This window comes from Zafaria cholistanensis, from assembly GCF_008580665.1.
GTDB lineage: Bacteria > Actinomycetota > Actinomycetes > Actinomycetales > Micrococcaceae > Zafaria > Zafaria cholistanensis.
This window is the reverse complement of record NZ_BKDJ01000001.1, coordinates 401,645-414,910: the sequence shown is the minus strand read 5'-3', so window position 1 is coordinate 414,910 and position 13,266 is coordinate 401,645. Positions and strand designations below refer to the sequence as shown.

9 protein-coding genes and 1 pseudogene are annotated in these 13,266 nt (G+C 69.7%); 1 reads left to right on the top strand and 9 read right to left on the bottom strand.

Translation table 11 applies throughout. The features are described 5' to 3' along the window. Window positions 1-106: 106 nt before the first annotated feature. The 4 genes and pseudogenes from galE to NCCP_RS01900 all read right to left on the bottom strand — a co-directional run. Window positions 107-1,120: pseudogene (gene galE, locus NCCP_RS01915) on the bottom strand (UDP-glucose 4-epimerase GalE); the annotation flags it as partial. Window positions 1,121-1,248: 128 nt separating this feature from the next. After that, a complete protein-coding gene (locus tag NCCP_RS01910) occupies window positions 1,249-2,340 on the bottom strand; it encodes a branched-chain amino acid aminotransferase (RefSeq protein ID WP_149955383.1) in 1,092 nt (363 codons plus the stop codon). A gap of 98 nt (window positions 2,341-2,438) precedes the next feature. Then, window positions 2,439-3,497 carry a 3-isopropylmalate dehydrogenase gene (locus NCCP_RS01905; RefSeq protein WP_149955382.1) on the bottom strand — a complete coding sequence of 353 codons (1,059 nt, stop codon included), beginning with the start codon at window positions 3,495-3,497 and terminating at the stop codon, window positions 2,439-2,441. Window positions 3,498-3,572: 75 nt separating this feature from the next. Next, window positions 3,573-4,316, bottom strand: a complete 744-nt coding sequence (locus NCCP_RS01900) for a cob(I)yrinic acid a,c-diamide adenosyltransferase (RefSeq protein WP_149955381.1) — start codon at window positions 4,314-4,316, stop codon at window positions 3,573-3,575. A gap of 110 nt (window positions 4,317-4,426) precedes the next feature. On the opposite strand from NCCP_RS01900, the gene NCCP_RS01895 reads away from it, so the two are divergent. After that, window positions 4,427-6,133 (top strand): BCCT family transporter, encoded by a 1,707-nt coding sequence (locus tag NCCP_RS01895; RefSeq protein WP_149955380.1) that lies wholly within the window; start codon window positions 4,427-4,429, stop codon window positions 6,131-6,133. A gap of 88 nt (window positions 6,134-6,221) precedes the next feature. On the opposite strand, the gene metG is transcribed toward NCCP_RS01895, so the two are convergent. The 5 genes from metG to serA all read right to left on the bottom strand — a co-directional run bounded on the left by metG (window position 6,222) and on the right by serA (window position 13,108). Next, window positions 6,222-7,778: a methionine--tRNA ligase gene (gene metG, locus NCCP_RS01890; RefSeq protein ID WP_149955379.1), complete on the bottom strand. Its 1,557-nt coding sequence runs from the start codon at window positions 7,776-7,778 to the stop codon at window positions 6,222-6,224. Between the two features lie 220 nt (window positions 7,779-7,998). Then, window positions 7,999-9,195: a sugar ABC transporter permease gene (locus NCCP_RS01885; protein WP_414727691.1), complete on the bottom strand. Its 1,197-nt coding sequence runs from the start codon at window positions 9,193-9,195 to the stop codon at window positions 7,999-8,001. A gap of 71 nt (window positions 9,196-9,266) precedes the next feature. Continuing rightward, entirely contained in the window at window positions 9,267-10,097 is an 831-nt protein-coding gene (locus NCCP_RS01880) for an ATP-binding cassette domain-containing protein (protein WP_149955377.1), read from the bottom strand. 92 nt (window positions 10,098-10,189) lie between these two features. Next, on the bottom strand, window positions 10,190-11,260 hold the full coding sequence (locus tag NCCP_RS01875) for a sugar ABC transporter substrate-binding protein (RefSeq protein WP_149955376.1): 1,071 nt from the start codon (window positions 11,258-11,260) through the stop codon (window positions 10,190-10,192). 255 nt (window positions 11,261-11,515) lie between these two features. After that, complete coding sequence (serA, locus tag NCCP_RS01870; protein ID WP_149955375.1) at window positions 11,516-13,108, bottom strand: phosphoglycerate dehydrogenase; 1,593 nt, start codon at window positions 13,106-13,108, stop codon at window positions 11,516-11,518. Window positions 13,109-13,266 lie beyond the last annotated feature (158 nt).

The window sequence follows — 13,266 nt, the reverse complement described above, 5'->3', positions numbered from 1 at the left end:
GCCCGCCCGCTCCCCCGGCGCCGCGCGGCGCGGCCTCCGGTACGTCGTGGGGGTTGGATGCCTCCGGCGGGTTGGATGCCTCCGGATCCGTCGCGGGGGCTGCCTGCGCCGGGTAGCCCTCCGGGTTCCCGGACTGCCAGCGCCAGACGTCGGCGGCCATCTCCTCGAGCCCGCGCTCGGACTTCCAGCCGAGTTCCTCGCGGGCCCGCGACGGGTCGGCGAAGTACTCGGGCAGGTCACCGGGCCGCCGGTCGGCTACCTCGTAGGGGATCTCCCGGCCGGCGGCGCGGGAGAAGGCCCGGACGACGTCAAGGACCGACGAACCGGTGCCGCTGCCCAGGTTCCACGCGTGCAGGCCCCCGTGCTTGAGCAGGTATTCGAGGGCGGCCAGGTGCCCGGCGGCCAGGTCCACGACGTGGATGTAGTCGCGCACGCCCGTGCCGTCCGGCGTCGGGTAGTCGTCGCCGAAAATGCGCAATTTCTCGCGGCGGCCAACCGCCACCTGGGCGACGAAGGGCATGAGGTTGTTGGGGATCCCCTGCGGGTCCTCCCCGATGCGCCCGGAGGCGTGGGCACCCACCGGGTTGAAGTAGCGCAGCTTGGCGATGGCCCAGCGCGGGTCGCTGGCGGCGAGGTCGTCGAGCATCTGCTCGATGTGCATCTTGGTCCGCCCGTAGGGATTCACGGCCGCCAGCGGCAGCTCCTCCGTGTACTTGACCACGCCGCCGGCTTCGCCGTAGACGGTGGCGGACGAGCTGAAGACCAGGGTGCGGATCCCGTGGGCATCCATGGCTTCGAGCAGGGTCAGGGTGCCGGCGACGTTGTTGCGGTAGTACTTCAGCGGCTCGGCGGAGGATTCGCCCACGGCCTTGAGCCCGGCAAAGTGGATGACGGCCTCCGGGCGCACCGCCGCAAGGATTCCGCCAACGGCCTCCGCGTCCAGCAGGTCGGCCACGTGCAGCCGCGGCTCGTGTCCGGCGAGTTCGCCCACCCGGCGCAGCGCCTCCGGGGAGGAGTTGCTCAGGTTGTCCACCACGTGGACCTCGTGGCCCTCCTCCAGGAGCAGCAGGACGGTGTGGGAGCCGATGTATCCGGCCCCGCCGGTGACTAGGATGCGCATGCCCCCCAGTCTAGGTCGGGCGCGGGCCTGCCGACGCTCCGCCCCGCCCGAAAGAGCGCGACGCCGGCACCCGGGCGGGTGCCGGCGTCGTGCGGTGCGGTGCGTGGCGGGTGGCAGGACCCCGGGGGCTAGGCCAGGCGGGTGAGCCAGCCGTGGGTGTCCTCCATGGTGCCCGTCTGGATCCCCAGGAGCTGCTCACGGATACCCTTCCAGACCGGCTCGCCCTGCGCGGTCGGGGTGACCAGCGTGTCCACCGCGGTCTTGAGTTCGCCGATGGGGGTGATCACGGCGGCGGTGCCGCAGGCGAAGACCTCCGCCAGGGTGCCGTCCGCGACGCGCTCGCGCCATTCGGCGATGGTGAACTTGCGCTCCTCGACCACCAGGCCGCGGTCCCTGGCCAGCTGCAGCACGGAGGAACGGGTGACCCCGTGCAGGATGTTGCCGTTGAGTTCGGGGGTGACCACGGTGCCGTCGGCGAGCACGAAGAACACGTTCATGCCGCCGAGCTCGTCCACGGCGTGGTCGTTGGTGGGGTCCAGGAAAAGGACCTGCTTGCAGCCGTGCTGCTCGGCCTCAATCTGCGCGGCCAGCGAGGCCGCGTAGTTGCCTCCGCACTTGGCTTCCCCGGTGCCGCCGTGTCCGGCGCGGGCGTAGCGCTCGGAAAGCCAGATGGAGACGGGCTTGAGCTCGCCGCCGAAGTAGTTGCCGGCCGGGGAGGCGATCACGCGGTAGGAGACCTCCCGGGACGGGCGCACCCCCAGGAACGCCTCGGTGGCAATCATGAAGGGGCGCAGGTAGAGGGCTTCGCCGTCGCCGGAGGGCACCCAGGCGCGGTCGGCGGCGACGATCTGCCGGAGGGACTCGATGAAGTCCTCCTCCGGCAGCTCCGGCAGCGCCAGGCGCACGGCCGACTTGTTGAAGCGGGCGGCGTTGGCCTCGGGACGGAAGGTCCACACGCTGCTGTCGGCGTGCCGGTAGGCCTTCAGGCCCTCGAAGATCTCCTGGCCGTAGTGCAGCACCGCGGCGGCCGGATCCATCATGATGGGCCCGTAGGGTTCCACGCGCGCATCGTGCCAGCCGCCCTCGCCGGCCGCGTCGACGGTCCAGTCAATGACGACGGTGTGGTCCGTGAAATAGTCGCCGAATCCCGGATCAGCCAGAATCGCGGCCCGTTCGGCCTCGCTCTTGGGGCTGGTGGAGAATTGCTGGGAGAATTCCATGGTGCCGGCGCGCTTCCTCTTGGATGGAACTGGTGTTGTGCCGAGGGGGCGCCGCGCCAGGCGGCGCCCCCTCGCGGGTCCGGTGGACGGACCGGTTGCTAGCTTACGCCCGCGGCAATCGCGTCGCCGACCTGCGACGTGGTGCGCGTACCGGAGAACTGCGGCCGGGCGGCGATATCCGCCTCGACGGCGGCTTCGATGCGGCGGGCCGCGGCCGGGAGACCCACGTGCTCCAGCAGCATGGCCGCGGAGAGGATCGCCGCGGTCGGGTCGGCCTTCTGCTGCCCGGCAATATCCGGGGCGGAGCCGTGGACCGGTTCGAACATGGACGGCGCGGTGCGGTCCATGTTGAGGTTGCCCGACGCCGCCAGCCCGATCCCGCCGGAGACGGCACCGGCGAGGTCGGTCAGGATGTCGCCAAACAGGTTGTCGGTGACGATCACGTCGAAGCGGGCCGGGTCCGTGGTCATGAAGATCGTCGCCGCGTCAATGTGCAGGTAGTCGTGGCTGACCTGGGGGTACTCCGCGGCGATGGCCTCCACGGTGCGCCGCCACAGGTGCCCGGCGTGGACCAGCACGTTGTGCTTGTGCACCAGGGTGACCTTCCTGCGCGGACGGTCGGCAGCCCGGCGGAAGGCGTCGCGGACCACGCGCTCCACGCCGTGGGCGGTGTTGACGGAGACCTCGGTGGCAATCTCGTGCGGGGTTCCCACCCGCAGCGCGCCGCCGTTGCCGACGTACGGGCCCTCGGTGCCCTCGCGGACCACGATGAAGTCGATGGTTCCGGGATCGGCCAGCGGGCTCGGAACGCCCGCATAGGACTTGGACGGGCGCAGGTTCACGTAGTGGTCCATGGCAAAGCGCAGCTTCAGCAGCATTTCGCGCTCGATCAGCCCGGAGGGGATGCGGGTGTCGCCCGGGGCCGCGCCGACGGCTCCGAACAGGATCGCGTCGTGCCTGCGCAGTTCGGCCAGGGTCCCGTCGCTGAGGGTCTCCCCCGTGGCAAGCCAGTGCTCGGCGCCAAGCCTGTACTCGCTCAAAACCAGGCGAACGTCCTCGTTCTGCGTGGCCTTCTTCAGGACCTTCACGGCCTCCGCGATGACTTCCGGGCCGATTCCGTCGCCCGGGATGACGGCAAGATCAATGGTGTTCGTCATGGATCCAGCCTAGGCGGACCGTCCGGATGACGGTCAATTTGTCTCATCATATGAACGTGGCCGGGCCGGGCCGGGCTAGCTCCCGGCCTGCCCGCCATCCACCGGCCTGTCATCGATGCGCGCTTCGTCCGGCCGCCGCTCATCAGGCCGCTTCTCATCGAGCCGCTTCTCATCGAGCCGCTTCTCATCGAGCATGGGACGGACGGAGGCTCCGGGTTCCCAGAGAACGTCGCCGTGCTCGGCGTTCGCCCCCCGGGCCAGGACGAACAGCAGGGTGGAGAGCCTGTTCAGGTACCGGGGTGCCCACGCGTTTACGGACTCGGGGTGGCGTTCGACGGCCAGCCAGGCCACCCGTTCGGCCTGCCGGACCGCGGCCCTGGCCTGGTAGAGGAACGCGGCTCCCACGGTCCCGCCGGGCAGGGCCATGCCGCTCAGGTCTCCGGCGACCACGCGGTAGTGCTCAATGGCCCGCTCAAGCCGTTCCACATGCTCGGGGATGATCCGCACCGTGTCTGCCGGGGCGGATTCGAGCGGCTCCAGCAGGTCCGCGCCCAGGTCGAAGAGGTCATTCTGCACGCTCACCAGCATGGCGTTGACCTCATCCGGCAGCGCCCCGATCGCCATGGCCACGGCGACGGCCGCGTTGGCGGCATCGCACTCGTCGTGGGCGGAAACGCGGACATCGTGTTTGGCGAGGTCCCCATGCCCGCCCAGCACGGTGCGCCCGGTGTCCCCGACACCGTCGCCGCCCGCCCTGCTCCGGTCCCGGTCCTCGTCCCCGCCCTGCGGCGCCTCGTACGGGTCGCCAATCCGTTCCATGCCTGCCACTATAGTGCGCAGACGCGTGAGTTGGATGACAGGCGGGATGCCGGCGGCGGACACCACGGCGCCCTCCGGTTCCTTCCCCAGGCCCCCAGGGAGGAGACGCGATGGTCAACGAATCCGCAGGCCCGGACCCGGAAGCACCGGCGGGGAGCGCCGGGGACGGGCCCGGGCGCGGGTGGGCCACGGTCGACAAGACGGTGTTTGGAGTCTCCTTCGGCATCATTTTGGCCGTCTGCCTCCTGGGCGTGGCCTTCACCGAGGCCATTGCCCAAGCCGCCGGCGCGGCCCTGGGCTGGGTGACGGGCAACTTCGGGTGGCTCTTCATCCTCGGGGCCAGCGGCTTCGTCGTTTTCTCGCTGGTGCTGGCCTTTGGCCGGTACGGGAAGATCCCGCTGTCCCAACACGGGGAGAAAGCCGAATTCTCCACGATTTCGTGGATCTCCATGATGTTCAGCGCGGGGATGGGCATCGGGCTCATGTTCTTCGGCGTCTACGAACCGGTGACCCACCTGGCCTCTCCCCCGCCGTTCGTCGCGGCCCAACCCGGCAGCGAAGAGGCCGCCAGCCAGGCCATGGCCTATACGCTGTTCCACTGGGGGCTGCACCCGTGGGCGATCTATTCCGTGGTGGGACTCGCCCTGGCCTACTCGACCTACCGCATGGGCCGCGGCAACCTGATGAGCGCACCGTTCCAGGGCCTGTTCGGCAAGGAGCGCATCGAAGGCAGGGGGTGGGGCAGGCCAATCGACATCCTGGCCATCATCTGCACCGCGTTCGGCTCGGCCACCTCGGCGGGCCTGGGCGCCCTGCAGATCTCCGCCGGACTGGCGCTGCTGCGCACGGGCCGGTTCGAGGAAAACCCCTCCGCCGCAGCCCCCATCATCGTTATCTGCGTGCTCACCGTGGGCGTGATCATCTCAGCCGCCAGCGGGGTCTCGCGGGGCATCAAGTGGCTCAGCAACGCGAATATGACCCTGGCCGCGCTCCTGCTCACGTTCGTCTTCGTCGTCGGACCCACGGTCTTCATCCTGGACCTGGTGCCGTCGGCCGTCGGAGCCTACCTCGCCGGACTGGTGCCCATGAGCCTGCATTCGGCGGCTTTCGGCGGCGGGGACTGGCTGGCCTCCTGGACCATCTTCTACTGGGCCTGGTGGATCTCCTGGACCCCGTTCGTGGGCACGTTCATCGCCAAGATTTCCCGCGGACGGACCATCAAGGAGTTCGTGCTGGGCGTCCTGCTGGTGCCCACGGCCGTCAGCGTGGTGTGGTTCTCCATCTTCGGCGGCGCCGGGATCCGCCTGCAGCTGGACGGAACCGACATCGCCGGGGCCGGCAGCGAGGCGGCCGGGTTCTTCGCGGCGCTGCAGAACTACCCCTTCTTCATTGGCGCCGCACTGGCCGTGGTGGTGCTGACGGGGATTTTCTTCGTCAGCGGGGCCGACGCCGGGGCCCTGGTCCTGGGCACGCTCGCCTCGCGCGGGCGCAAGGAGCCGTGGCTGCCGCTGGTGATCCTCTTCGCCGTGCTGGTCGGCGCGGTGGCGGCGGTGCTGCTCCTGGTCGGAGGACTCGGAGCACTGCAGACCTTCACCATCCTCGCCGCCAGCCCGTTCGTACTGATCATGATCGGGCTCTGTGTTGCCCTGTCCGTGGACCTGCGCCGCGACCCGCTGCGCCGGCGCCGCCTGGGGCCGGTGCGCGGGGCGGTCGCGCTGCCGCCGACCGCACCCTTCGCGGTGAGCGGGCTGACCGACACGGAGGAAACCGACCCGGACGACGGTCCGCCGGAGCACCGCTTCGGCTCCGGCCTCTAGCTGCCCCCCCGGGCGGCGCCCGCCCCTCGGGCACTAGCGACCAGCGCCCTCCCGCCCCTCGCTCCGCTCGGGGCGGGTCCCTCGGGCGCTAGTCTGCCGGTTCTTCGTACTTCGGGAAGATGGGGGCCGGCGCGGGCAGCTCAGTGCCGGGCACGATCGGGCTGGCATAGGCGGCGAAGGTGCGCGCCGCGCCCTCCTCCTGTCCCAGGGCATCCAGCAGCGCTGCGGCGGACGTCGGCATAACCGGCTGGGCCAGCAGCGCCACCTGCCGCAGCACCTCGAGCGTCACATACAGCACCGTCCCCATGCGGGCGGCGTCCGTCTTGCGCAGCACCCACGGCTGCTGCTCGGCGAAGTAGGCATTGGTGTCGCCGAGCAGGTTCCACACGGCCTCAAGGGCCTTGCTGAACTCCTGGCGGGAGTAGGCATCGCGGCTGGTTTCCAGCAGCGCACCGGCGGCGGCCAGCAGGGCGGTGTCGGCCGGCGAGTACTCCCCGGGGGCCGGCACCGCGCCGCCGCAGTTCTTCGCGACCATGGACAGCGAGCGCTGGGCCAGGTTGCCCAGGTTGTTGGCCAGGTCCGCGTTCATGCGGCCCACGATCGCCTCATGACTGTAGTTGCCGTCGGCTCCGAACGGCACCTCGCGCAGCAGGAAGAAGCGCATCTGGTCCAGCCCGTAGGCACCCACCCAGTCGGAGGGCGCCACGACGTTGCCCAGTGACTTGGACATCTTCACCCCGTTGTTGTGCAGGTGGCCGTGGATCATCACGCGCCGGGGCAGCTCGAGCCCGGCGGACATCAGGAAGGCGGGCCAGTAGATGGCGTGGAACCGGGAGATGTCCTTGCCGATCACGTGCACATCGGCGGGCCAGTAGCGCTTGAACGGCTCGGAGTCCACGTCCGGGAACCCGGCGCCGGTGAGGTAGTTGGTCAGGGCGTCGACCCACACGTACATGACGTGCTTGTCGTTGCCCGGCACCGGCACCCCCCAGTCGAAGGTGGTGCGGGAGATGGAGAGGTCCTCGAGCCCGCGCTCGACGAAGCGGATCACCTCGTTGAAGCGCGTCTGCGGTGCTGCGAACTCCGGCCGGTCGCGGTACAGCTGCAGCAGCCTGTCCTGGTAGGCGGAAAGGCGGAAGAAGTAGGACTCCTCCTCGGTCCAGACCACCTCGGTGTCCGTCTCTTTGGAGCGGCGCACCCCGTCGCGGACCTCGGTGTCCTCCTCGGCGTAGTAGGCCTCGTCGCGCACCGAGTACCAGCCGGAGTACTTGCCCAGGTAGATGTCGCCATTGGCCTCCATGCGCTTCCAGATCGCCTGGACGGACTGGTGGTGGTCCGCGTCGGTGGTGCGGATGAAGCGGTCGTAGCTGATGCCCAGCTCGTCATTCATGTTCTGGAACGCATCGGAGTTGCGCTGCGCCAGCTCGCGCGGGGTGATGCCCTCGCGCTGGGCGGTCTGCAGCATCTTCTGGCCGTGCTCGTCGGTGCCGGTCATGAAGAAGACGTCGAACCCGTCCAGCCGCTTGAAGCGGGCCATCGCGTCGGTGGCGATTACCTCGTAGGCGTGGCCAATGTGGGGCACGCCATTGGGGTAGGAGATGGCCGTGGTGATGTAGAAGGGGGTCTGGTCCTGAGTCGAAGTCACCTGAAAAATCTACCGCAGAAACAGGCCCCCCGGCGGCCGCGTGCGGACAAGGTGTGGTCAGGAGGCAGTACTGCGCCCTACAGTGGCCCCAGATGCCCCGGGCCGGGGATGGGGAAGGGCCGCGTCCGGCCAGGCACCGGTCCGCGACACACTCGCACCTGATTGCGGACCGTGCCTCCCCGGCCGGGGCATCGCTGCGGGCCTCCCCGGCCCGGCACCGCTACCCGCGGCCGGCCGCCTGCCGGGAGCGCCTGGACAGCGAGTCGATGACCACCGCCAGCAGCAGGACGGCCCCGGTGATCATGTACCGCACGGAAGCATCCAGGCTCAGCAGGGTCAGGCCCGAGGAGATCGACTGGATGACCACGATGCCCAGCAGCGCGGAGTAGGCCGAACCGCGCCCGCCGAAGAGGCTGGTGCCGCCGATGACCGCGGCCGCGATTGCGTTCAGGTTGGTGTCGCCGCCGCCCGAACTCTGGTTGGCCGCGGCCAGGCGGGAGGCCGCGAGCAGGCCTCCCAGGGCGGCGAAGGTGGAGGTGAGGATGAACACCGACAGGTACACCCTGCGGACCCTGATGCCGGCCCGGCGGGCGGCCTCGACGTTGCCGCCGACGGCGAAGACAGCCCGTCCCCAGCGGGTCCGGGTGAGGAGGAAGTTCATCGCGACCACGAGCACCAGGAACAGCAGGAACATCAGGCCCACGCCCCGGGTGCGGTTCAGGTACCAGGTGGGGACCGCCAGCACCACCAGCAGCGCGGCGCAGCGCAGCAGGATTGAGGTGGTCGAGAGCCGGGACAGGTTGGCTGCGGCGCGGCGGCGGGCATGGGTCCAGCCCTGCCACCCATAGGCCAGCACGGTCAGCAGCACCAGGAGGTAGGAGAGCCATTCGGGCAGGAACATCTGCTGGGCGAACTGCACGATCCACGAGTCGAAGGGGATGTTGATGGAGCCGGTCCGCCCCAGCACCAGCAGCTGCAGGCCCAGGAACCCGAGCAGGCCGGCCAGGGTGATCACGAAGCTGGGGACGCCGAAGCGGGTGTAGAGCAGCCCGTAGAAGAGCCCGATCACGGCGCCCAGGGCGAGGGCCGCCAAGACCGCGCCCAGCAGGGGCCAGCCCCACTGGACGAAGCCGACCGCGAGCACCGCCGAGGACAGGCCGCTGACCGAGCCTACGGAAAGGTCGATCTCCCCCAGCAGCAGGACCAGGACGATGCCCAGGGCGATGGTGCCGACCGCGGCGCACTGCATGCTCAGGTTCACCAGGTTGGTGCTGGAAAGGAATACCGGGTTCAGCGCCTGGAAGACGGCCCAGATGATGGCCAGGCCGACGACGACGGGCAGCGCACCCAGGTCACCGCCGCGGATCCGTGCCACGAAGGCGCGTAGGGCCCCGCCGGGACCGTGGTGCTGGACCAGCCGTTCATCCTGCCGGTCCGCGGCCAGGGAACCCGCTGCCGCATCCTGACTCGGAACGCTGTTGGGAATGCTCACGGTTCCCCGCCCTTCTCTGGGTTCTTCTGCGCCGCGCGGCGCGTAACGGCATTGTCCGTGGCCCCGGTGATCGCCGCGATGATGCTTTCGCCGGTGACGCCGGTGTCGCCGACCTGGAAGACCCCGTTGTTGCGGCCCAGCCGCAGGACCACCACGCGGTCGGCGACCGCCAGCACGTCGGCCATGTTGTGGCTGATCAGGACCACCCCGTGCCCGCGCTCGCGCAGGCGCTCGATCAGGTTCAGGACCTCCGCCGTCTGGGCCACGCCCAGCGCGGCGGTGGGTTCGTCGAGGATGACCATTTGGGGGTCCCCGATCAGCGAGCGGGCGATCGCGACGGTTTGGCGCTGGCCCCCGGACAGCGAGGCGATGGGGATCCGCACCGAGGGAATCTTGGCGCTGAGCTCGCGCAGCAGCTTCCACGACTGCTGCTCCATCCCCACCTCGTCGAGGGTGCCTCCCACGGTCAGTTCGCGCCCCAGCCACAGGTTGGAGACGACGTCGAGGTTGTCGCACAGGGCAAGGTCCTGGAAGACGGTCGCGATCCCCAGGTTCCTGGCATCGGCCGGGCTGTCGATCGTCACCTGCCTTCCGGCGAACTCGATGGTTCCGCCGTCCGGCGGATAGACCCCGGCGAGGGCCTTGACCAGCGTGGACTTGCCGGCACCGTTGTCGCCCACGAGGGCCACCACCTCGCCCGCGTAGACATCCAGGTCGATGTCGGTCAGCGCCTGGACGGCACCGAAGTGCTTGCTGATGCCCCGCATCGCCAGGATCCGCTCGTGCGGCCGAACGGCGGGCGCCGGAATCCCCGACGGCTCTGTCATGGTCATATCCTCATTCACTCGAACGTTGAAGGAAAGGGATGGGCGGGCCGTCCCCGCAGGGCCGGCCCGCCGTGCCGCGGGTGCCGGGTGCGCTACCTGATGCCGGCTTCGGTGCAGGCCGCCTTGTACTGGGCGGTGCAGATCTGGTCGACCGTCCAGAACCCGTCGGCGACCACGGTGTCCATGATGTTTTCGCGGGTCACGACCACCGGCTCGAGCAGTGTCGAGGGCGTGCCCTCGACCGTGGTGTCCCCCTGCGGTGCCTCCCCGCGGGCCAGCTGGTCGGCCACGACGGCGGCCCGTTCGGCCTCGGGCTTGATCGCCTTGTAGACGGTCATGAACTGGTCCCCGGCGACAATGCGCTGGATGGCCGAGAGTTCGGCGTCCTGGCCGGTCACCACGGGCCAGGGGTCTGCGTTGGCCGCCTTGAGCGCCGCGACCGCGCCGCCGGCGGTGCCGTCGTTGGCCGCGTACACGCCGTCGATGTCGCCGCCGTGCTGGGAGATCTGCCCCTCCGCCCAGGACTGGGCCTTGTCCGGGCTCCAGTCAGGGGTGTCGAATTCGCCGATCACCCGCACATCGCTGGCGTCGATGGCAGAATGGGCCCCCTTCTTGAACTGAGCGGCATTGCTGTCCGTCGGGGAGCCGTTGATCATCAGGATCCGGCCGTCCGCCTTGCCCCGGGAGGCCAACTCCTCCACGAGCGCGCTGCCCTGGAGCATGCCGACTTTCTCGTTGTCGAAGGAGACGTAGTAGCCGAGTCCGCCCCCGGCGATCAGGCGGTCGTAGGAAATGACCGGGACGTCCTGCGCCGCGGCCGAGCTGACGATGCCCCCGGCGGAGGCCGCGTCGACCGGGTCCAGCACCAGGACCTTGATTCCGGCCGCGAGCGCGGACTCCGCCTGCTGCTGCTGCTTGGCCGCGTCCTGGTCGGCGTTGCTGTAGACGACCTCGTAGTTGCCCAGGGACTTCAGCTTCTCCTCGAACATGGGCCTGTCGAACGCCTCATAGCGGGCGGCCTTGGTTTCAGGCAGCAGCAGGCCCACCTTCACCGCCTCGCCCCCGGAACCGTCCCCGCCCCCGTTGCCGCAGCCCGCCAGCGTACCCGCCGCAAGGGCTGCTCCCATGGCCACGACCGCGATCCGCTTGATGTGTTTCCTCATTGAAATACCTCTCGCTGGGCCGACTGGCCGTCGGCATGGTCCTCGGCAGGTGCCCCGATTGTGGCACCGGTCACATATTGGGGTCAATTCTTGAACGCAAGGGCCCGCGGCAGGGCCGGGACCCTTCCGGAGACGCCGTTCCACAGCCGGGACAGCCGCACGCATGGGCCCGGCAGCAGGAAGCAGGAAACGCCCGACGGCGGCGCCCCCACGCCTTGGTGGGGACGCCGCCGTCGGGCGTTGGGGCCTGTGCGGCTAGGCCAGGTTGACCTCGCGGGCGAACGCGGCGCCGATGGTTTCCCGGACCCGCTCCAGGACGCCGGACGGCAGCGCGGCATCGATGGCGAGAACGGCCAGCGCCTCGCCGCCTTCTTCGTTGCGCGAGACCTGCATGCCGGCGATGTTCACGCCCTCCTCGCCCAGCACGTTGCCGAGGGAGCCGATCACGCCCGGACGGTCCGTGTAGCGCAGCACCAGGAGGTGGTCGGTGATGGGGATCTCGAGCTCGTAGCCGTTGACGCCAACGAGCTTCTCGATCTGCTTCGGCCCCGTCAGGGTCCCGGAGACGGAGAACTGCGCACCGGTGGAGACCGCGCCCTTCAGGGTCAGGACGTTGCGGTACTCCTCCGACTCGCTGGTGGTGACCAGGCGGGTGGTGACGCCACGCTGCTCGGCCAGGACCGGGGCGTTGACGTAGGAGACCTGCTCGGAGACGACGTCCATGAAGACGCCCTTCAGCGCGGCCAGCTCCAGCGCCTTGACGTCCAGGGAGGCGATCTCGCCGGCCACCTCGATGTCCACTGCGGTCAGGGACCCCTGGGCCAGGGCGGTGAAGATGCGGCCGAGCTTCTCGATCAGCGGGATGCCCGGACGGACCTCGGAGGCGATGACGCCACCGGCGACGTTCACCGCATCCGGGACCAGCTCGCCGGCCAGCGCCAGGCGCACGGACTTGGCCACGGACACGCCGGCCTTTTCCTGGGCTTCCTCGGTGGAGGCGCCCAGGTGCGGGGTCACCACGACGTTCTCGAAGCCGAAGAACGGCAGGTCGGTGCTGGGCTCCTTGACGAAGACATCGATGCCGGCGCCTGCGATCTGCCCCTCGACCAGGGCGGCGTGCAGGGCCTCCTCGTCGACCAGGCCGCCGCGGGCGACGTTGATGACGTAGGCGGAGTCCTTCATCTTGGCGAAGGCCGCGGCGCCGAGCATGCCCAGGGTTTCCGGGGTCTTGGGCATGTGGATGGTGACGAAGTCGGAGGTCGCCAGCAGCTCGTCCAGCTCGACCAGGCGCACGCCCAGCTGCTGGGCGCGGGCCGGGGTCACGTAGGGGTCATACGCGATGATCTCCATGCCGAAGCCCTGCAGGCGGGCGGCGACCAGGGCGCCGATGCGGCCCAGGCCGATGATGCCGGCGGTCTTCTCGAACAGCTCCACGCCGGAGTACTTGGAGCGCTTCCACGCCCCGCCCTTGAGGGAGGCGTTGGCGGCCGGGATGCGGCGGGCCAGGGAAACGATGTGGCCGACGGTCAGTTCGGCGGCGGAGATGACGTTGGAGGTCGGGGCGTTCACGACCATGACGCCGGCCTGGGTGGCGGCCTTGATGTCCACATTGTCGAGGCCGACGCCGGCGCGGGCGATGACTTTCAGCTTCGGAGCCGCGGCAATGGCCTCGGCATCGACCTGGGTCGCGGAGCGGACCAGGATCGCGTCGACGTCGGCGATGGCGGCCAGCAGCTGTGCCCGGTCGGAGCCATCGGCGTGGCGGATCTCGAAGTCGGGGCCCAGGGCCTCGATGGTGGCGGGCGAGAGCTCTTCGGCCAGGAGGACGACGGGCTTGGAGTCTGACACGGGCGTGGCACCTTTGCTGTCATGGGGGGCTGGTTGGGGGGCCGGGTCCGCCGCTGGCGTGTTCCTGCCCACTTCAGGGTATCGCCCGTGGCGGGGCCCAAATGCCCGTAGGGCCCATATTACGGATCCAAGTTTGTGAAAAGATTCACTTAGCGTTC

Coding starts and splice junctions, on each gene's coding strand:
- NCCP_RS01880 (WP_149955377.1), bottom strand. CDS start 10,097: ATGACAGAGCCGTCGGGGATTCCGGCGCCCGCCGTTCGGCCGCACGAG.
- NCCP_RS01910 (WP_149955383.1), bottom strand. CDS start 2,340: ATGGAATTCTCCCAGCAATTCTCCACCAGCCCCAAGAGCGAGGCCGAA.
- NCCP_RS01900 (WP_149955381.1), bottom strand. CDS start 4,316: ATGGAACGGATTGGCGACCCGTACGAGGCGCCGCAGGGCGGGGACGAG.
- NCCP_RS01895 (WP_149955380.1), top strand. CDS start 4,427: ATGGTCAACGAATCCGCAGGCCCGGACCCGGAAGCACCGGCGGGGAGC.
- NCCP_RS01905 (WP_149955382.1), bottom strand. CDS start 3,497: ATGACGAACACCATTGATCTTGCCGTCATCCCGGGCGACGGAATCGGC.
- NCCP_RS01875 (WP_149955376.1), bottom strand. CDS start 11,260: ATGAGGAAACACATCAAGCGGATCGCGGTCGTGGCCATGGGAGCAGCC.